At 64.5% G+C, this 16,852-nt stretch carries 23 protein-coding genes; 14 read left to right on the top strand and 9 right to left on the bottom strand.

The genetic code is table 11. From position 1 onward, the window contains the following. From RMP09_RS20920 to RMP09_RS20905, 4 genes are all read left to right on the top strand, one after another. A partial coding sequence (locus RMP09_RS20920) for a glutamine--tRNA ligase/YqeY domain fusion protein (protein WP_310567906.1) occupies positions 1-1,714 on the top strand: 1,714 nt, incomplete at its 5' end. Between the two features lie 22 nt (positions 1,715-1,736). Then, complete coding sequence (locus RMP09_RS20915; RefSeq protein ID WP_310567905.1) at positions 1,737-3,566, top strand: hypothetical protein; 1,830 nt, start codon at positions 1,737-1,739, stop codon at positions 3,564-3,566. Positions 3,567-3,671: 105 nt separating this feature from the next. Next, entirely contained in the window at positions 3,672-4,388 is a 717-nt protein-coding gene (locus tag RMP09_RS20910) for a phospholipase D family protein (protein ID WP_310567904.1), read from the top strand. A 160-nt stretch (positions 4,389-4,548) separates the two neighbouring features. Beyond that, positions 4,549-4,854: a hypothetical protein gene (locus RMP09_RS20905; protein WP_310567903.1), complete on the top strand. Its 306-nt coding sequence runs from the start codon at positions 4,549-4,551 to the stop codon at positions 4,852-4,854. Positions 4,855-5,004: 150 nt separating this feature from the next. Here the strand turns inward: RMP09_RS20905 and RMP09_RS20900 are convergent, their stop codons facing one another. Further along, a complete protein-coding gene (locus RMP09_RS20900; protein WP_310567902.1) occupies positions 5,005-5,373 on the bottom strand; it encodes a 3'-5' exonuclease in 369 nt (122 codons plus the stop codon). A 52-nt stretch (positions 5,374-5,425) separates the two neighbouring features. Here RMP09_RS20900 and RMP09_RS20895 point away from each other — a divergent pair, with 52 nt between their 5' ends. Next, positions 5,426-5,734: a nucleotidyltransferase family protein gene (locus tag RMP09_RS20895; protein WP_310567901.1), complete on the top strand. Its 309-nt coding sequence runs from the start codon at positions 5,426-5,428 to the stop codon at positions 5,732-5,734. Continuing rightward, the gene (locus RMP09_RS20890) at positions 5,724-6,068 is read left to right on the top strand and encodes a DUF86 domain-containing protein (RefSeq protein WP_310567900.1); all 345 of its coding nucleotides are present in this window, start codon (positions 5,724-5,726) and stop codon (positions 6,066-6,068) included. Before RMP09_RS20895 ends, RMP09_RS20890 begins: the two co-directional genes overlap by 11 nt. A 112-nt stretch (positions 6,069-6,180) precedes the next feature. On the opposite strand, the gene RMP09_RS20885 is transcribed toward RMP09_RS20890, so the two are convergent. Next, positions 6,181-6,663 (bottom strand): TerB family tellurite resistance protein, encoded by a 483-nt coding sequence (locus tag RMP09_RS20885; RefSeq protein ID WP_310567899.1) that lies wholly within the window; start codon positions 6,661-6,663, stop codon positions 6,181-6,183. Between the two features lie 341 nt (positions 6,664-7,004). On the opposite strand from RMP09_RS20885, the gene RMP09_RS20880 reads away from it, so the two are divergent. The 4 genes from RMP09_RS20880 (at position 7,005) to RMP09_RS20865 (ending at position 8,753) form a co-directional block, all read left to right on the top strand. Then, the gene (locus RMP09_RS20880) at positions 7,005-7,295 is read left to right on the top strand and encodes a nucleotidyltransferase family protein (RefSeq protein WP_310567898.1); all 291 of its coding nucleotides are present in this window, start codon (positions 7,005-7,007) and stop codon (positions 7,293-7,295) included. Further along, complete coding sequence (locus RMP09_RS20875) at positions 7,292-7,645, top strand: DUF86 domain-containing protein (RefSeq protein WP_310567897.1); 354 nt, start codon at positions 7,292-7,294, stop codon at positions 7,643-7,645. The genes RMP09_RS20880 and RMP09_RS20875 overlap by 4 nt, the downstream gene beginning before the upstream one ends. Positions 7,646-7,700: 55 nt before the next feature. Then, entirely contained in the window at positions 7,701-8,033 is a 333-nt protein-coding gene (locus RMP09_RS20870; protein ID WP_310567896.1) for a hypothetical protein, read from the top strand. Positions 8,034-8,195: 162 nt separating this feature from the next. After that, positions 8,196-8,753, top strand: coding sequence for a hypothetical protein (locus RMP09_RS20865; RefSeq protein WP_310567895.1), 558 nt, complete (start codon positions 8,196-8,198; stop codon positions 8,751-8,753). 80 nt (positions 8,754-8,833) lie between these two features. Here the strand turns inward: RMP09_RS20865 and yghU are convergent, their stop codons facing one another. Both yghU and RMP09_RS20855 read right to left on the bottom strand, forming a co-directional pair. Next, positions 8,834-9,676, bottom strand: coding sequence for a glutathione-dependent disulfide-bond oxidoreductase (gene yghU, locus RMP09_RS20860; RefSeq protein ID WP_310567894.1), 843 nt, complete (start codon positions 9,674-9,676; stop codon positions 8,834-8,836). Positions 9,677-9,737: 61 nt separating this feature from the next. Further along, complete coding sequence (locus RMP09_RS20855; RefSeq protein ID WP_310567893.1) at positions 9,738-10,697, bottom strand: chemotaxis protein; 960 nt, start codon at positions 10,695-10,697, stop codon at positions 9,738-9,740. Positions 10,698-10,789: 92 nt separating this feature from the next. Between RMP09_RS20855 and RMP09_RS20850 the strand changes: the two genes are divergently transcribed. After that, positions 10,790-11,320: a GNAT family N-acetyltransferase gene (locus RMP09_RS20850; protein ID WP_310567892.1), complete on the top strand. Its 531-nt coding sequence runs from the start codon at positions 10,790-10,792 to the stop codon at positions 11,318-11,320. A gap of 187 nt (positions 11,321-11,507) precedes the next feature. Here RMP09_RS20850 and pcp read toward each other — a convergent pair whose 3' ends face one another. The 3 genes from pcp to RMP09_RS20835 form a co-directional block, all read right to left on the bottom strand. Further along, positions 11,508-12,182 carry a pyroglutamyl-peptidase I gene (pcp, locus tag RMP09_RS20845; RefSeq protein ID WP_310567891.1) on the bottom strand — a complete coding sequence of 225 codons (675 nt, stop codon included), beginning with the start codon at positions 12,180-12,182 and terminating at the stop codon, positions 11,508-11,510. 62 nt (positions 12,183-12,244) lie between these two features. After that, a complete protein-coding gene (locus RMP09_RS20840) occupies positions 12,245-12,625 on the bottom strand; it encodes a tautomerase family protein (protein WP_310567890.1) in 381 nt (126 codons plus the stop codon). A gap of 20 nt (positions 12,626-12,645) precedes the next feature. Beyond that, a complete protein-coding gene (locus RMP09_RS20835) occupies positions 12,646-12,882 on the bottom strand; it encodes a hypothetical protein (RefSeq protein WP_310567889.1) in 237 nt (78 codons plus the stop codon). A gap of 153 nt (positions 12,883-13,035) precedes the next feature. Between RMP09_RS20835 and RMP09_RS20830 the strand changes: the two genes are divergently transcribed. Then, complete coding sequence (locus tag RMP09_RS20830) at positions 13,036-13,965, top strand: LysR family transcriptional regulator (RefSeq protein ID WP_310567888.1); 930 nt, start codon at positions 13,036-13,038, stop codon at positions 13,963-13,965. On the opposite strand, the gene RMP09_RS20825 is transcribed toward RMP09_RS20830, so the two are convergent. Next, complete coding sequence (locus tag RMP09_RS20825; protein ID WP_310567887.1) at positions 13,956-14,876, bottom strand: M14 family metallocarboxypeptidase; 921 nt, start codon at positions 14,874-14,876, stop codon at positions 13,956-13,958. The genes RMP09_RS20830 and RMP09_RS20825 overlap by 10 nt on opposite strands. Positions 14,877-15,181: 305 nt before the next feature. On the opposite strand from RMP09_RS20825, the gene RMP09_RS20820 reads away from it, so the two are divergent. After that, positions 15,182-15,508 (top strand): DUF2322 family protein, encoded by a 327-nt coding sequence (locus RMP09_RS20820; RefSeq protein WP_310567886.1) that lies wholly within the window; start codon positions 15,182-15,184, stop codon positions 15,506-15,508. A 90-nt stretch (positions 15,509-15,598) separates the two neighbouring features. On the opposite strand, the gene RMP09_RS20815 is transcribed toward RMP09_RS20820, so the two are convergent. After that, the gene (locus RMP09_RS20815) at positions 15,599-15,886 is read right to left on the bottom strand and encodes a hypothetical protein (protein ID WP_310567884.1); all 288 of its coding nucleotides are present in this window, start codon (positions 15,884-15,886) and stop codon (positions 15,599-15,601) included. A gap of 217 nt (positions 15,887-16,103) precedes the next feature. Between RMP09_RS20815 and RMP09_RS20810 the strand changes: the two genes are divergently transcribed. Then, on the top strand, positions 16,104-16,742 hold the full coding sequence (locus RMP09_RS20810; RefSeq protein ID WP_310567883.1) for an MSMEG_1061 family FMN-dependent PPOX-type flavoprotein: 639 nt from the start codon (positions 16,104-16,106) through the stop codon (positions 16,740-16,742). Positions 16,743-16,852 lie beyond the last annotated feature (110 nt).

The following is a 16,852-nucleotide window of genomic DNA, read 5'->3' as shown; positions in this document are numbered from 1 at the left end:
GCGCCGCTGGGCCGGCACCCCGGGCGACGCCGCCCACCACGCCGCCGGCCAGCCCGACCCGGCCAAGATCCGCACCCGCTTCCCGCCCGAGCCCAACGGCTACCTGCACGTCGGCCACGCCAAGAGCATCTGCCTGAACTTCGGCCTGGCGCGCGACTACGGCGGCGTCTGCCACATGCGCTTTGACGACACCAACCCCGAGAAGGAAGACACCGAGTACGTCAACTCCATCCTCGACGCGGTGCAGTGGCTTGGCTTCAAGTGGGAAGCCAACGGCCAGAACCACCTGTTCCAGGCCAGCGACTACTTCGACTTCATGTACCGCGCGGCGGAATACCTGATCGAAGCCGGCCACGCCTATGTGGACGAGCAGACCGCCGAGCAGATGCGCGCCGCCCGCGGCGACTTCGGCAAGCCCGGCGTCGACAGCCCCTTCCGCAGCCGCACGCCCGCCGAAAACCTGGCCCGCTTCCGCGAAATGCGCGACGGCGCGCATGAAGACGGCAGCATGGTGCTGCGCGCCAAGATCGACATGGCCTCGCCCAACATCAACCTGCGCGACCCGGCGATCTACCGCATCCGCCGCGCCACGCACCACAACACCGGCGACAAGTGGTGCATCTACCCCATGTACACCTTCGCGCACCCCATCGAGGACGCGCTGGAGCAGATCACCCACAGCATCTGCACGCTGGAATTTGAAGACCAGCGCCCCTTCTACGACTGGCTGATGGAGCGCCTGTGCGAAGGCGGTTTGCTGGCCAACCCCGCGCCGCGCCAGTACGAATTTGCCCGCCTCAACCTCACCTACGTCATCACCAGCAAGCGCAAGCTCGCCCAGCTCGTGTACGACCACAAAGTCAGCGGCTGGGACGACCCGCGCATGCCCACCATCGTCGGCTTGCGCCGCCGCGGCTATACGCCCGAGAGCATCCAGCTGTTTGCCGAACGCATCGGCGTCACCAAGAGCGATTCCTGGATCGACTACAGCACGCTCGAAGGTTGCCTGCGCGAAGACCTGGAAAACAAGGCCCACCGCGGCATGGCCGTTCTCGACCCCGTCAAGTTGGTGCTGACTAACTGGGCCGAAGCCTTTGGCAGCGACGGCTACACCGAAGACTGCACCCAGCCCGCCCTGCCCCACCACGCCATCCCCGAAGGTCAGACGCCCCCGCCCGACCGCGTGTTCAAGATCGGCAAAGAGGTCTGGATCGAGCGCGAAGACTTTGAAGAAGTGCCGCCCAAGGGCTACAAGCGCCTGTTCCCCGGCAACGTCGTGCGCCTCAAAGGCGGCTACGTCATCGAATGCACCGGCTGCGCCAGGGACGCGGACGGCAAGGTGACCGAAGTGCACGCCAAAGTGATCCCCGGCACCAAGAGCGGCACCCCCGGCGCCGACAGCGTGAAAGCCAAAGCCGCCATCACCTGGGTGAGCGTGGCCAGCGGCGTGAGCGCCGAAGTGCGCCTGTACGACCGCCTGTTCAGCGACCCCAACCCCGACGCCGGCGGCAAAGACTTCATCGAAGCCCTGAACCCCAACAGCCTGAAGGTGGTGACCGCCTACGTGGAGCCCTCACTGGCTGCCGCAAAGTCGGATCAGAAGTTTCAGTTCGAGCGGTTTGGGTACTTTGTGGCGGATCGTGTGGATCACGTGGCGGGGGTGAAGCCGGTGTTTAACCGGGTGACGGGGTTGAAGGATTCTTGGGGTAAATAACAAAGCTACAGGGAGCAGAACAATGAAACTAAAAAATATTAGCAATTGGTCCGACATTACAGCCTTAGAGGCGCTGCTATTCTTTGCCCAAAGACTGGATGAACTGCTATTTGACTACACACTTGACACCTACAAGTCTCCAGCACTCAACCCGCCTTTTCTGTGCAAAGAAGCACTGGATCTAATAACAGAAATCGAAGCAGGGAGCATTGATGCTCAAAACCTCATTCACGTGCTAGAGGAACTTGAGTGGTCTATCAGAAATGATCCTGCAGCAAAGCAGTTAATAGGCCTAGATGTATCATCTTTTTTTCTCGGAGAAGAGGCCAAGAATCAATTACACAAACAACGAAATTTACTAGAAATAATTCAAAAATCAATTCAGCCAGACATCTACCTGCTCAGAGTCCAAGAAGATTTACTCATCGCACTCAACAATAATAAAAAGAATGATATTAATCGATTATCTCGCACATGGGTTACCACACTCACAAATCTCGGGGTCACAAAAAAACACCTATTTCAGACCACGGAAAAGTTTTTCTTTAGCAACCACCCCGTAACCAGCACAGAAGATGCAAAGAGATTTTTTCTCGCATGCATGCCGGTAATTCATAGCTTTGAAGTTTACTTTATTGCAAAAAAAGATCTATCAAAGTTCTCCAGCACACTCAGCCTATTCAGCATGGAGATCTTGGAAGCGCTACCTGAAGATCTCATTCAAATCGCAGAAGAACACCAATTTAAAGCAGAAGCAGATGAGATACTTATAAAGGTATCCAACATCAACTCATTCGACATACATTCTGGCAGAAGAGAAGCAGAACAGATCCTCGACAGAGTACGCGATTTAATATTGCTCTATTCTCACAAGAAGCCAATAACTTGGTCACCCACAACCATAGTTACTCAATGCTGCCTTGAGAGCCCTGTTATTGCAATAAGCCCAAAAAGCTCCGTTCAAATGATCTCAGACTTGCGCCCCGGCATTGCAGCCTCCAGGCTTCAATTTATGCTAGAGAACATGTCGATAACAGATGGAAATGACCGGGAGAGGTTTGATCGAATAGTTGATTTGCATGGTCTGTGCGCCCTTCAGGATGCACCCGAAACCCAGATTTTGAACCTTTGGATATGCATTGAAAGCATAATTCCGTCAGAACCCTCAAGGAACAAAATAAACAACATAATCCAAACAGCATCGCCATTGCTAATGCTGACCTACATCAGAAGACTGATCAAAAATCTACTGCGCGATCTACTTGAATGGAACAAGAAAGTAACCCGACAAACTCTCAAAAAGATTTCTCATGAGTCTGACGAGTGGTCCGCCATCAAAGTTCTAATGCTACTAAGCCCTGAGCACGAAGAACTCAGAAAAGAGCTTTATTCAAAGCTTGACGATTTTCCATTGTTACGCCATAGAATATTTTTCCTATCAGAAATTTTCAGCAGCAAAGACAAGGTTCAAAATCTGCTTGGCGAGCACAAGAAAAAAGTTGAATGGCAGATCAGGAGAATATATCGAACCCGAAATCTGCTAGTTCACTCAGGAAGAACACCAAGCTATCTCTCGACACTAATAGAAAATGCACACGATTATCTTGATAGCATGATTCTCGAAATACTGGAGCTGTCATGCAGCGCAAAAAGAATATCCACTTTCCGACAGGCCTACGAACTCTTTCACCTCCAACACAATCACTACGAAAAGTCTATTAAGGCACTAACCAACATAACATTTGAAAACATCGCAACCATTTATCATTCAAGACCGCCCAGAAAGACGGTGGACGAAATCTACGACAATCACAATAAGTTGCTAGGCGGCACGACAACGACTGAACAGTAAAAGTGGGCAACAGGGTCAGGTCTTGCCTTTTGTCTTAGTTGCCCCTCGGAGTTAGATTTTTATCAGGCGAGCGGCAAATTTCCTGTTTCAAGGGAGAAAAAATAGATGGCCAAGTTTCTATCCACCACCGGCACCAATTACCATCTGGAAGAGTTGATCAAAGGCGCATCCGACCGTCTGATCCTGATCAGCCCCTTTTTGAAGCTCAATGACCGCATGAAGGAGCTTCTGGCGGACAAGAACCGTTTGAAGATCGACGTGCGCATCGTCTACGGCAAGAGCGAGTTGCAGCCACAGGAAATCGAGTGGCTGCGCGGCCTGACCTACATCCGCACCAGCTTCTGCAAAAACCTGCACGCCAAGTGCTACATGAACGAAGAGATGTGCATCATCACCAGCCTGAACCTCTACGAGTTCAGCCAGGTGAACAACAACGAGATGGGCATCCTGATTCAGCGCGGAGAAGACAGCCAGCTCTACAAAGACGCCTACGAAGAGGCACAACGCATCATCCGCATCAGCGACGAAGTGCGCATTTCGCTGGAGCGCGTGTCGAACGAACCCGAGGCTCCCGCCACCGAAGCCGACAAGGGTACCGAAGCCGAGCCAGCCGGCGACAAACTGACCTCATCCAAGATCGCCGCCAAGCTGGGCATGAAGACCGCCCAGTTCATGGACCGCGCCGCCGAGCAAGGCTTTCTGGCGCTGGACGGTGACAAGCACGTCATGACCGCCAAGGGCGAAAAGGCGGGCGTGGAGTTTGTGGCGAAGTCCCGGTTTGGCCCTTACTTTCTTTGGCCGCAGGACTTTCATCCGATCTAAGAAGAGCCGCAAACCTTCACCACTGTTAGTGGTCACAGGCGACCCGCAAGGGGGCGTGAGCATTGGTGCCAGGTCTTGCCTATTGCCTAAAGATATTCGGGGTCAGATTTCAATCAATTCCTTTCAAACCCACTGATCGACTTTCAAACCGATCCATCCAATGGAAAAAGCACCTCTCAGCTTCTGGATTCTCTTTGCCATCACCATCGTTGGTTTGGCCTCGACTCAGGTTCTGGTCAGCAAACTGGAGAGCCGCCACCCTGTCACCTTCGCCAAGCTGGGCTCGCCCCACCTTTTTGCCAACAACACGCCCAAAAACAACTGGCTGTACAACCGCTGGTTGTTCAGCACGGAAGCGCTTTTGCTGGATGCAACCATCAGCTACTGGGTGTGGGTCAACCGGGTGTTGGCAGGCTCTGCCTTGTTGCTGTTCGTCTTCAACATCATCAAGATGTTCCTGGGTTGACCCATCGCGATCGGGAACAGCCCCCCGCGCTTAACCCATCAACTGCAGAACTCGCCGCACGAGACGAAGGGGTCAAGACGACGGGGTCAGGTCTTGACGACGGGGTCATGACGACGGGGTCTGACGACGGGGTCAGGTCTTGCCTTTTGCCTATAAACGCGCCGCAAGCTTCCCCTCCCCACTCGCCCCAGTCACCAACCGCTGCGTCGCCCGCGTAGCCCCCACATAGAACAGCCGCGCTTCCTCGCGCTCGTCTTCGCCCTCGGCGGGCATGCGCCCGGCGCCGACCAGCGCCACCACCGGGAACTCCAGCCCTTTGCTGACGTGCAGCGTCATCACCTTGATGCTGTCGTGCGCGGGGTCGAACACGCTGGACGAGTTCCGGCGCAGCTGGTGCGGCAGCTTGCGTTTGCGCAGGAACTCGGCGCACATGTCCATTTCGCTGTGGTGGCGGCATAGGATGGCCATGTCGGCCCAGGCGTGGCGTCCGCGGTGGGCGGTGGGCAGCAGCTCAGCCACCTGGGCATGAACGCACTCGCTCTCACCAGAGCCCATCGGTACACTCGCGCCCATGCACCCCGCCATTGCCCAACACCGCGCGTCCATCGCGGCCATCTGCCAGCGCTACGGCATCCGCCGGCTGGAGGTGTTTGGCTCGGCCGCGCGGAGCGACGACTTTGTGGCCGATACCAGCGACGCGGACTTTCTGGTGGAGTTCGCGGCGGACGCCAGGCCGGACCTGCGCAGCTTCTACGGCGCCAAGGCCGAGCTGGAGCAGTTGCTGGGCCGGGGTGTGGACCTGGTGGAGCCCGGCGCGGTGCGCAACCCGTATGTGCTGGCCAGCATCAACCGGCACCGCGAGCCCGTGTATGCAGCGTGACCCGCGCGCCTTCCTTTGGGATGTGCGCGAGGCGGCGCAGGCGATCCAGTCGTTCACCACAGGGCTGGACAGCAAGGCCTATGTCGGCAACGAGATGGTGCAAGCCGCAGTAGAGCGCAAGTTCGAGGTCATCGGCGAGGCGCTCAACCAGTTGGCAAAGTTGGATGCGACCATGGCCGCCCGCATCCCGGACGTGCCGCAGATCGTGGCCTTTCGCAACCAGCTGATCCACGGCTATGCAACGGTCAATCCGGACACTGTCTGGAACATCGCGCAGAACGCGCTGCCGGGGCTGCTGGCCGCGGTGCAGTGCTTGCTGGACGAGTTGAAGTAGAAGACTTGGAGCTGCCGAAAGGTCGGCGGTGAAGTCATGGTGCAGCCACCGCCTTGAATACCGGGTGAACAGGCCGTGCAGGAACCGCTCCTGCAAAGGTCCCGCAGCCTTTTTATGGGGTCCCGGCGCCCTGGCCCGGCGCCGCGGCTTTGGCGCGCAGCTTGGCGGCGATGTATTCGCCGTGGGTCACGTGCAGCAGGCCGGCCACTTTGCTGATGACGTGGTTTTCGTGCGCGTCGAGGTGGGCGTCTGCGTAGGCCACCTGCCAGAGCGATTCGACCAGCAGCACTTTCTGCGGCTGGGTGAAGCGGTCGTTGAGCTGGCTGGTGAAGGCGTGGAAGTCGTTGGCGGTGCGGGCCGTTTCGTGGGCCAGGGCCATGAGGTCGGCCACGCTGGCGGGCGAGAGGTCAAAGCGCTCGTGCAGCGCCCGGATCACGGCTTGCTGCTCGGCTTCGGGGTGGTTCTGGTCGGCGCGCATCACCTCCACCAGCAGCACGGCGGTGGCCAGGTGCAGCGCTTTTTCAGCGTCGGCGGCCGATTGCGTCGGGTCGATGGACAGGAAGGTGTTCAGCAGTTGCCGCAGGGGTTGGAGCATGGGAAAGGCTTCGCTTTGAATGGAACAGACGGGGTGGGACGCGCGCCAGCCGCCAGGGTTCCGCGCTCCGGACGACGGGGTCAGGTCATGCCTTTTGCCTATAAACGCGCCGCAAGCTTCCCCTCCCCACTCGCCCCAGTCACTAACCGCTGCGTCTCTTCCGTAGCCCCCACACAAAACAGCCGCGCTTCCTCTCGCCCGTCTTCGCCCCCGGCGCACATGTCCCTCGCTGTGGTGGCGGCAGAGGATGGCCATGTCGGCCCAGGCGTGCCCTTCGCGGTGGGCCGCACTCAACCGCTCGGCGGTTTACCACCAGCAGGCCGCCACCTACACTAGGCCCCATGCGCCCGTCCCAAGCCCTCAACCTGCACCGCTTGCAGATCCGCGAGATTGCCCTGCGCCACCGCGTGTCGGGTGTGAGCGTGTTCGGCTCGGCCATTCATGGGGATGACGTGGAAGGCAGCGATCTGGACGTGTTGGTGGAGCCGACCCCAGCGACCACGCTGCTGGACATTGGCGCCATTCGCCATGAGCTGAAAGCCTTGCTCGGTATCGAGGTGGACGTGTTGACACCCAATGGGCTGCCAGCCAGCTTTCGCGAGCAGGTGCTGCGCGAGGCGGTGCGCCTGTGACGCGAAACAAGCCGCGGCGAACGGCCGACCATCTCGGCCACATCATCGAAGCGATCGACAACATCCAGAGTGACACGGCTGGCATGGACGCCACTGGCTTCAAGGCTGATCGCAAGACGCAGGACGCCGTGATCCGCAACCTGGAGATCGTCGGCGAGGCCTGCAACAACGTGGTCAAGCACGACCCGGCTTTTGCGCAGCAGCACCCGCAGGTGCCATGGGGCTTTGCTTACGAGATGCGCAATGCGCTGGCGCATGGCTATTTCACTGTGGACCTGGACATCGTTTGGGCCACGGTCACCTCTGATCTGCCCGGTTTGAGAACTCAGCGGGGCTTGTTGGCTGTGTAAATGACGGCCGTCTTGGGCCACCTGGTGGCGCCAGGTTACTGCTTCAGAAGTCTCCATGCCCCGCCGCCGCCGCGCCCACCACCACGTCTACGTGATCGAACTGCACCCGGACGTGCTGCAGGAGCCGCGCTTTCGCAAATGCAACCCGGCTTACGTGGCCGGCAAGCCCTGTGTGTACGTGGGCATGACGGGGCTGGACCCGGATGTGCGTTTTGACAAGCACAAGGCCGGCATCCAGGCCAACGCCTATGTGACGAAGTACGGCCTGCGCCTGCTGCCGGACCTGTACGAAGGTTTCAACCCGATGCGCTACGAGGACGCGGTGGAGCGCGAAATCGAGATCGGCATCGACCTGCGCTCGGCCGGGTTCGGGGTGTGGCAGGCCTGAACGCAGCGCCGTGGTTGGCCCAGCACCGTGCCCTGTTTCGATGCGACACCGGCAGGCCCGACGTACCGGAAAATGGTACGGGCCTTTGGGTCACCACCGACGCCGGTGCCCTTCAACATCGGCCATCCGTCCCCCTGCCCCGTCTGCATCAGGAGCCTGCGCGTGTCCCTTCAGATTCATCTGCCTGATTTTGATCACCTGTTTGTTGCACCGAATCACAACGCATTCGACCGTCGCTACAACAGCCAGAGTGGCCTGGCGCAATTGCTCACCCGGTGCCGCACCGATGGCCGATTGCTCGACGACTGCCGGGCCGCGTTCGTCTTTCCAAAAGCCTTGCAGCACGACCACAGGGCGGCCCATCTGAACGAGGCGATTTCGCGGTATTGCGACGATGTCATCCGCACCACGCAGGCCCAGCTGCGCGCCAACGTGCGAAGCAACCGCATCAATTTCGTCATCGGTCTGGCCTTGCTGGGGATTTCTCTGGCAATGGGCTACTACCTGGGACAACAAACCGCCTGGAACCCGTCTCTCAGCACTTTGCTGTCCAACAGCGTCGGCATTCTGGGTTCGGTTGCCTTGTGGATTCCCACGGAACAAATGCTTTTTGGCCACGATGGGCAGAGAAAGCACATCCGGTTGCACCAGGCCGCCAAATCGATGCGCTTTGAGTTCCTCTACCAGGATGAAACTGAAACTGGCACCGCTGACCGGTGAGGCACCGTCCCGGTCAACCTCGACGGCCATCGGGTCCGCGCGGCCTGCACGCACCGGCCTTGCCGCGCGGGAGCGCCGCTTCAGTGCCGCTCGGGCACCTGATCGGCCTCTTCGCCCCAGGTGCGGTTGATGCGGCGGCCGCGCCGGACGGCCGGGCGTTCGCCGATGGCTTTGGCCCAGCGCTGCACGTGGGGGTATTCGTGCACCGACAGGAATTCGCCCGCGCTGTAGAGCTTGCCTTCGACCAGCCAGCCGTACCAGGGGTAGATGGCGATGTCGGCGATGCTGTAGTCGTCACCGGCCATGTACGTGCGTGTGGCCAGGTGGCGGTTGAGCACGTCGAGCTGGCGCTTGGTCTCCATGGCGTAGCGGTTGATGGGGTATTCGAACTTCTCGGGCGCGTAGGCGTAGAAGTGGCCGAAGCCGCCGCCCAGGAAGGGGGCTGAACCCATCTGCCAGAACAGCCAGTTGAGGGTTTCGGTGCGCGCGGCGTGGCCTTGGGGCAGGAAGGCGCCGAACTTTTCGGCCAGGTAGAGCAGGATGGCGCCGGACTCGAACACGCGGGTGGGCGGTTCGGTGCTGCGGTCCAGCAGGGCCGGGATCTTGGAGTTGGGGTTGACGTCGACGAAGCCGCTGGAGAACTGGTCGCCCTCGCCGATCTTGATGAGCCAGGCGTCGTATTCGGCGCCGGCGTGGCCCAGTTCCAGCAGCTCTTCGAGCATCACGGTCACTTTCACGCCGTTGGGCGTGCCCATGGAATACAGCTGCAGCGGGTGCTGGCCGACGGGCAGGGCCTTGTCGTGCGTGGGGCCGGCGATGGGGCGGTTGATGCTGGCGAACTGGCCGCCGTTGGCCTGGTCCCAGGTCCAGACGGCGGGCGGGGTGTAGGGGGCGGTCTTGGGCGGGGTGTGGTCGTCGTTCATGGCCGCATGGTAGGCCCGCGGCCATGCCCCGGCTGTCGCGGGGAAATCGGTGCCGGCCGGCTCAGTTCCGGATGACCTTGCGCAGCGCGTCGGCCAGCTCGGACGCCTCGAACTTGGCCACGTAGGCGTCGGCACCGACGGACTGCACGTGGGCTTCGTTGGTGGTGCCCGTCAGCGACGAGTGGATGACCACCGGGATGTCGCGAAAGCGCGGGTCCTGCTTGATGTTGCGCGTGAGGGTGAAGCCGTCCATGACGGGCATTTCCAGGTCGGTCAGCACCACGGCGACCTTGTCCCGCGCGGTCTTGCCTTCGGCCTGGGCCTCGGTTTCGATGGCCTGCAGGCGTTCCCAGGCTTCCTGGCCGGTCTTGGTCATGACGTGGTTCACGCCCATGGCGCCCAGGCCCTGTTCGATCATCATGCGGGCGACCGGGGAGTCGTCCGCCGCGAGGATGAAGGCGCCCGGCGGCAGGCGGATGGCGTCGCCCACGTCTTCGGCGGTGATGTCGGCGCACGCCGACGGCATGACGTTGCGCAGGATCTGTTCCACGTCGAGCACCTGCACCAGGCGCGAGGTGTCGGCGTCGCCGTCGATCTTGGCGATGCTGGTGACGAGGTTGCCGCCGTTGCCTTCGGCGGCGAGCACGCGGCTCCAGTCCAGGCGCACGATTTCGTCGACCTCTTCCACCGCAAAGGCCTGGGTGGTGCGGGCGTATTCGGTCACCAGCAGGATGCCGTGGCCGCGCAGCGGGGTGCAGCCCACGACGGCGGGCAGGTCGATGACGGGGATGATCTGGCCGCGGATGTTGGCCACGCCCATCACGTTGGGCGGAGCGTTGAACATGGCGGTGATGGTGGGCATCACCATGATCTCGCGCACCTTGAAGACGTTGATGCCGAACAGCTCGCGGCGGTCGCTGTCGGGCGCCTGGCCCAGGCGGAACAGCATCAGCTCGAACTGGTTGTTGCTGGTGAGCTGGGTGCGCTCGGTGACGTCGTTCAGCGGACTGTGCAGGCTCATGGGGTTCTCCGGTGGGGGCTCCTTGCAGGATACGAAGCCCGGTCCGGCGCCAAAATGCGCATGAAGCCCCTGAAAACCCGCCAATTCACCGGATGAACACCCACCCGATCCCCACCCTCACCTCGCCCCGCCTGAACTTGCGCGCGTTCCGGCCGGCGGATTTCGAACCCATGGCGGCCTTTTTTGCCGACCCGGTCTCGGCCTATTACGGCGGCCCCTGCGGGCGCGAAGAAGCATGGCGCAAGTTCGCCGTGTACTCGGGCCACTGGCTGCTGCGCGGCTATGGGCCCTGGGCGCTGGAAGACCGGGCCACCGGCGCCTACGTGGGCCTGTCGGGCCTGTGGTACCCCGAAGGCTGGGCCGAACCAGAGATCACCTGGGCGCTGGTGCCGGGCGCACACGGCCAGGGCTTTGCCACCGAGGGCGCGCGCCGCGCGCTGCGGGCGGCGTACGAGGACTTTGGCTGGACCACGGCGGTGAGCGTGGTGTCGGTGCACAACACCGCGTCGCAGGCGGTGGCGCGGCGCCTGGGCGCGACGCTGGAACGCGAGATCAGCTACCGCCACGGGCCGGCCTACCTGTACCGGCACCTGGGGCCGGACCAGTTGCTGGCCGCGGGCTGAGAGGCTGAGAGGAAATCGGTCATGCCCGCCTTGACACCCCAAACCACCGCCGGCTGCGTTGCAAATGCGCGCCGTAGCCCGAGCGACGGCTGTGCTTTGCGCCTTGCCGCCAGCGCTTTGGGGTGCCCTTTCGGGCACGCCCCATTCCCTCTCAGCCTCTGAGCCGGCTTCGGTGTCGGTCTGAGTGTCAGTGCGTGGCGCCGCCGCCGGCCGGGGCGTGGGCCGCTGCGCCGGGGCTGGCCAGGGCGGCGCGCAGCACGGTGCGCAGGCCGCGCACCACATCCGCCAGCGCCATGGCGGGGCTGCCCTGTTCGGGCAGCCAGGGCACGTGCACGAAACCGCCGCGCGTGTGCCGCAGCCTGGGGTGGCTGGCCAGGCGGTGCATCAGGCCGTAGAAGACGTGGTTGCAGACAAAGGTGCCGGCGGTCTGCGACACCTCGGCGGGCAGGCCTTCGCGGTGCAGGGCCGCCAGCGCGGCCTTGATGGGCAGGCTGCTGAAGTAGGCGGCGGGCGCGCCGGGCGCCACGGGCGTGTCCACCGGCTGGGTGCCCGCGTTGTCGGGAATGGGCGCGTCGTTGACGTTGATGGCCACGCGTTCGAGCGACAGGGCGCCGCGCCCACCGGCTTGACCGACGCAGACCACGAGCTCGGGGCGCAGTTGGTCGAGCAGGGTGTCGAGCGTGCGCAGCGAGTCACCGAACACGGTGGGCAGCTGCGCCGCGACGATGCGCCGCCCGCCGATCTGCCGGTTGTGCAGCGCCTGCACCGCCAGCCAGCTGGGGTTGACGCGGGCGCCGTTGAAGGCGTCGAAGCCGGTCAGCAGGATGCGGCCGGGCGAAGGCGGTGCGGGGCGGCGGGGCATCGCGCGAATGTAGCGCAGCCGCCCGCCGGGCCAGGCCATGGCGCGCGGTCGTGGGCCAGGGCTCAGGCGTGGAGCTGCCGGCCGCCAGCAAAGGCCCAGTTTTCCCAGGCGGTTTCCTGCAGCACGACCATGACCTGTTCGGTGTCGATGCCCAGCGCGCCCAGGCGCTGCATCAGGTCGGCCAGCAGGGCGCGCTTGAGCTTCACGCTGCGCCCGACCGACCAGAGGATCTCGATCAGCAGCGCGTCGGCGGTGCGGGGACGGGCCAGGTCGGGGTAGTGGGGGTCGAAGTGGGCGTCGGCCGCGTCGAGCGTGATCACGCGCTGGAAGCGGTCGTCTGCGGGCACCCCGGTGTGCACCAGGGCCGCGTGCACGGCGTCGAGCACGGCGGCCTTGAAGACGGCCGGCCGGCGCTGGCGCAGGGTGAGGGTGACGAGCGGCATGGGGCGGGCTCCGATGGGGTTCAGCAGCGGGCGGCGTGGCGGTCGAGCCGGGCCTGCAGGCGGCGCGCGCTGCGGTGCAGGCGCTCGCCCAGGCCTTGCTGCAGGCGGGCCCAGACGGCGTCGGCGCCGCGCCAGAAGTCGTCGATCGCCTCGCTGCGGTCGGCGTGTGCCTGGCGGCGGGCGGCGGCGTGTTGGTGGGCGTGCAGGTGGGCATGCCGTTGGGCTTGCGTGAGGGCGTCGAGGCGGTCGGGTGTCATGGCGGGCTCCTGGGGTGGGTCGATGGGTGGGTCAATGGGGGGGGGGGCTATGACCACACTTTTCCAGCAAAACCATTGAACGGAAACCGCCTTGAACGACAATCGGTTTTGCATATTTCGCAAAACACCGCCTGCCACACCCCGGGGGACCCCATGAACCTTGATCTGGACGAAGCCGCCCTCTTCCTGCGGGTGGCCGAACTGGGCTCGCTGTCGGCCGCAGCGCGCGAACGCCACGCACCGGTGAGCCAGGTCTCGCGCGGGCTGGCGCGGCTGGAGGCGCGCCTGGGCGTGCGCCTGCTGCACCGGACCACGCACGGCCTGAGCCTGACCGACGCGGGCGACACCTTTGCGGCCCACGCGCGCCGCCTGCTGGACACGCGCGACGAGCTGGCGGCGGCCCTGCACCTCAAACGCAGCGGCCCCAGCGGCTGGGTGCGGCTGGCGGTGAGCCCGGTGCTGGCCGAGACGGTGATCGCGCCGAGCCTGCCGTCGCTGTACGCCACGCACCCGGACCTGCAGGTGGACGTGCTGGCCGACGACCGGCTGAACGACATGGCGCGCGACGGGGTGGACGTGGCGATCCGCACCGGCTCGCCGGCGGGCGAGAACCTGGTGGCCCTGCCCATGGCCGAACATGGCCGGCGCCTGATGGCCGCGCCCGCCTACCTGCGGCACTTCGGCACACCGCACCACCCGGACGAACTGGCGCAGCACCGCCTGATCATCAGCAGCGCCAGCCCCCAGCTCAACCGCTGGCCCTGGGCCGCCGGCGCCGGGCAGCCCCGCGACGGCGTGTACCAGGCGCGCGGCCACACGCGCAGCGACAACACCGCGCTCACGCTGGCGCTGGTGCTGCAGGGGGTGGGCATTGCGCGGCTGAACGACGTGGTGAGCCAGCCGTTTGTGGAACGCGGCGAACTGGTGCCGCTGCTGGACGACTGGTTCGACCGTGGGCGGGTGCCGATCTACGCGGTGATGCTGCCCGAGCGCCACCGCCTGCCCAAGGTGCGCGCCTGCATCGACCACTGGTCGCGCTGGATGCAGGGCAGCGCCGGGCGGGCCGGGGCCGATCAGGCCTGAGCGAGCAGAAAGTCCAGCGCGGCGCAGACGGCCACGGCCTGGGCGCGGTTGCACGCGTCGGGCGTGGTGCGCGGGCTGTCGGGGTAGACCTCGGTGGTGGTGGTGCAGCGCGCGCCGGTGAGGCCGGTGCACAGGCCCAGCGCGCGCAGCGGGTAGCGGATCACGCCGTGCGCCGCCAGGGGCGAGCCGATCAGTTCGCCCTGGTGGTCGGCCTCGGCGATGTGGGTCACACGCTCGACCGCGTCGACAATGGCCCGCTGGAAGGCGGGCTGCGGGTGTTCGGCGTCGTCCACCAGGTAGAAGCCGTCGGGGATGGTGCCGGGCGTGAAGGCCTCGCCATCGCGCGCGGCCTTGGCGGGGCGGAACTCGCTCTCGTCGGTGTCGGTGGTTTCGTGCAGGTCGATGTGGGCCGCGAACCGGCCGAGCAGCGGCGCCACCAGCGCCATGAGCGCGGCCGATTCGGGCGCCGGGCTGGGCGCGCGGAATGAGCGGTTGGGGTCCACCGCGTCGTGGTTCCAGCGCTGGATGTGTTCGTAGGCCCAGGGGCTGACGCAGGGCACGACCAGCAGGTTGACACGGCCTTCGTAGGCGGCGGCCTGCTGTTCGAGGAACCCCAGCGCACCGTGCACGCCACTGGTTTCGTAGCCGTGCACGCCGCCGGTGACGAGCACGGTGGGGCACCCGGCCTGCCAGCGGTTGCGCAGCGCCACCAGGGGGTAACGGTCATCGCCGTGCACCACCTCGCCGTAGGTCCGCACGTCCAGGCGGTCCCGCAGCGCGTCGGTGCGGCGCAGCACATCAGCGGCGTATGAACGCTGGCGCCGCTGCCGCGCACGCCACTGCGCCACCTCGGCCGGCCCCCAGGCCTGGCCCGGTGTGCCGATGGGATAAAAGCGTTGAAGTTCGGTCATGTCGAATAGCTGTTCGATCAGCGCGACTGGGGGTCACGCGATTGAGGGTCACGATTGAGGGTCAGATTCCAATTTTCCGGGTTCCCCTTGCCCGCGGCGGCGGCCGAGCGACCACGGGTGGCTGCGGGTCGCGATTGGGGGTCAGATTCCAACGCGATTGGGGGTCAGATTCCAATTGTTCGGGTTTCCGTTGTCCGCGGCGGTGGCCATGGGGCGGCCGGATGCCGCGGGCGGCCCACCCGCATTGTGGCGGTGGCCGATCTGGCAACATCGCCGCCTTTGCCGCCCACCCCCACCACCGCACCATGAACTTCGCCGAACGCCTGAAAACCCTGCCCGCCGTGCACCACCTGGCCGCCCTGCAGCTGCTGGACGCCAGCGGCCAGACCGTGGCCACCATCGAAAACAAACCGGGCCAGGCCGGATCGCTGGCGGTGTACCACGCGCTGGCGCAGCAGCACGGCGGCGCCATCACGCCCGCGGCCGCCGCGCTGGGGTTGGACTGGTACGCCGAACACACGGCCGATGCGCGCGCGAACCCGGGCAAGCACCCCAACATCGACCGCCTGGTGGACTGGGCCGCCGGATCGGCCATCTATCTGGTGCGGCCTGTGATGGCCACGGCCGGCTGAAGCCGGGCCAGCCGCCGGGCCGCCCCAAGGCTGGACCAGCCCCCCTGGGGGGCAGCGACCCGCGCAGCGGCGGAGCGTGGGGGCGACATTTCAGTCGCTCCAGCTGACCACCGGCCCCAGGCGCTGCTGGGCCAGGAACATGGCCTCGCGCAGCGAGAGCGCGGTCCCCCCGTCGATCCAGCCAGCGCCCGCGTGGGGGCGTTCGAAGCGGATGTAGAAACACTCCACCTCGCGGTCGGCCGCGATCTCGGGCGGGTCATCGGCATCACCCGTGCCGTAGAGGGTGTGGTGGCGCAGGATGCGCACGTGGCAGGTGGTCAGGCCCGCGTAGAACCACAGGCCGTGTTTGACGGCGGGGAGCTGGTCCACATCGTTCATGTCGCGGCCCTCCATCCAGTGCGCTGGATCGCGGCGGCGCCCGCCCAGGCGCTGCCTTGCGGCCATGATAGGCACGCCCCCGGCCGCTGCCAAGGCGCAGCGCACCATGCCCCTCGCGTGCGGCGGGCGGTGCGCAGGCGGCTGGACAGGCCCGCGGGCGCGAACCATCATCGAGCCACCGACACACCCGCCCCAGCCCTCCGCCCTCCTATCGAACATGACCGACATCACCGACCTCGATGCCTTGCGCGCCCTCTACGACCCGGTGCGCGAGCGATCGGCAAAAAAAGAAATGCCGCAACTGGACGCGCACGCCACACGCCTGGTGGGCCTGTCGCCCTTTGTGGTGGTGGGCAGCGGCCACGCCCGCACCGGCGCGCACGATGCGTCGCCGCGCGGCGGCGCCGCGGGCTTTGTGCGGGCACCCGACGCGCACACCCTGCTGCTGCCCGATGCGCCGGGCAACAACCGGCTGGACACGCTGGAAAACGTCGTGAGCCACGGTGCGGCCGGCGCGCCGGTGGGCCTGCTGTTTCTGCTGCCGGGCATGGACGAGACGCTGCGCGTGAACGGCCGCGCCTGGCTGTCGGTCGACCCCGCGCTGCGCGAGCGCTGCACCGAACCCACGGGCCGGGTGCCGCGGCTGGTGCTGCGCCTGCGGGTGGAGGCGGTGTACCTGCACTGCGCCAAGGCGCTCATGCGCTCGAAGCTGTGGGACCCGGCGCAGCACATGGACCGCGCCAGCCTGCCCAGCATGACCGAAATGATGCGCGACCAGATCCGCGAATTCCGCGGCGAAGAGATCGCGGCCGAGACGCAGGCACAGATGCTCGAGCGCTACCGCCAGACGCTGTGACCGCTCAGAGGCTGGGAGGGAATGGGGCGTGCCCGAAAGGGCGTCCCGAAGCACGGCCGGCAAGGCGCAAAGCACAGCCGTAGCTCCGGCTACGGCGCGCATTTGCAACG

The sequence above is a fragment of the Hydrogenophaga sp. genome (assembly GCF_031426985.1).
Classification (GTDB): domain Bacteria; phylum Pseudomonadota; class Gammaproteobacteria; order Burkholderiales; family Burkholderiaceae_C; genus Hydrogenophaga.
This window is presented reverse-complemented; position numbering and strand designations above follow the sequence as displayed.

What these genes read in the sequence shown, in the direction of transcription:
- RMP09_RS20915 (WP_310567905.1), top strand. Translation starts at nt 1,737, where the DNA reads ATGAAACTAAAAAATATTAGCAATTGGTCCGACATTACAGCCTTAGAG.
- RMP09_RS20910 (WP_310567904.1), top strand. Translation starts at nt 3,672, where the DNA reads ATGGCCAAGTTTCTATCCACCACCGGCACCAATTACCATCTGGAAGAG.
- RMP09_RS20905 (WP_310567903.1), top strand. Translation starts at nt 4,549, where the DNA reads ATGGAAAAAGCACCTCTCAGCTTCTGGATTCTCTTTGCCATCACCATC.
- RMP09_RS20895 (WP_310567901.1), top strand. Translation starts at nt 5,426, where the DNA reads ATGCACCCCGCCATTGCCCAACACCGCGCGTCCATCGCGGCCATCTGC.
- RMP09_RS20890 (WP_310567900.1), top strand. Translation starts at nt 5,724, where the DNA reads ATGCAGCGTGACCCGCGCGCCTTCCTTTGGGATGTGCGCGAGGCGGCG.
- RMP09_RS20885 (WP_310567899.1), bottom strand. Translation starts at nt 6,663, where the DNA reads ATGCTCCAACCCCTGCGGCAACTGCTGAACACCTTCCTGTCCATCGAC.
- RMP09_RS20880 (WP_310567898.1), top strand. Translation starts at nt 7,005, where the DNA reads ATGCGCCCGTCCCAAGCCCTCAACCTGCACCGCTTGCAGATCCGCGAG.
- RMP09_RS20870 (WP_310567896.1), top strand. Translation starts at nt 7,701, where the DNA reads ATGCCCCGCCGCCGCCGCGCCCACCACCACGTCTACGTGATCGAACTG.
- yghU (WP_310567894.1), bottom strand. Translation starts at nt 9,676, where the DNA reads ATGAACGACGACCACACCCCGCCCAAGACCGCCCCCTACACCCCGCCC.
- RMP09_RS20855 (WP_310567893.1), bottom strand. Translation starts at nt 10,697, where the DNA reads ATGAGCCTGCACAGTCCGCTGAACGACGTCACCGAGCGCACCCAGCTC.
- RMP09_RS20850 (WP_310567892.1), top strand. Translation starts at nt 10,790, where the DNA reads ATGAACACCCACCCGATCCCCACCCTCACCTCGCCCCGCCTGAACTTG.
- pcp (WP_310567891.1), bottom strand. Translation starts at nt 12,182, where the DNA reads ATGCCCCGCCGCCCCGCACCGCCTTCGCCCGGCCGCATCCTGCTGACC.
- RMP09_RS20840 (WP_310567890.1), bottom strand. Translation starts at nt 12,625, where the DNA reads ATGCCGCTCGTCACCCTCACCCTGCGCCAGCGCCGGCCGGCCGTCTTC.
- RMP09_RS20835 (WP_310567889.1), bottom strand. Translation starts at nt 12,882, where the DNA reads ATGACACCCGACCGCCTCGACGCCCTCACGCAAGCCCAACGGCATGCC.
- RMP09_RS20830 (WP_310567888.1), top strand. Translation starts at nt 13,036, where the DNA reads ATGAACCTTGATCTGGACGAAGCCGCCCTCTTCCTGCGGGTGGCCGAA.
- RMP09_RS20825 (WP_310567887.1), bottom strand. Translation starts at nt 14,876, where the DNA reads ATGACCGAACTTCAACGCTTTTATCCCATCGGCACACCGGGCCAGGCC.
- RMP09_RS20820 (WP_310567886.1), top strand. Translation starts at nt 15,182, where the DNA reads ATGAACTTCGCCGAACGCCTGAAAACCCTGCCCGCCGTGCACCACCTG.
- RMP09_RS20815 (WP_310567884.1), bottom strand. Translation starts at nt 15,886, where the DNA reads ATGAACGATGTGGACCAGCTCCCCGCCGTCAAACACGGCCTGTGGTTC.
- RMP09_RS20810 (WP_310567883.1), top strand. Translation starts at nt 16,104, where the DNA reads ATGACCGACATCACCGACCTCGATGCCTTGCGCGCCCTCTACGACCCG.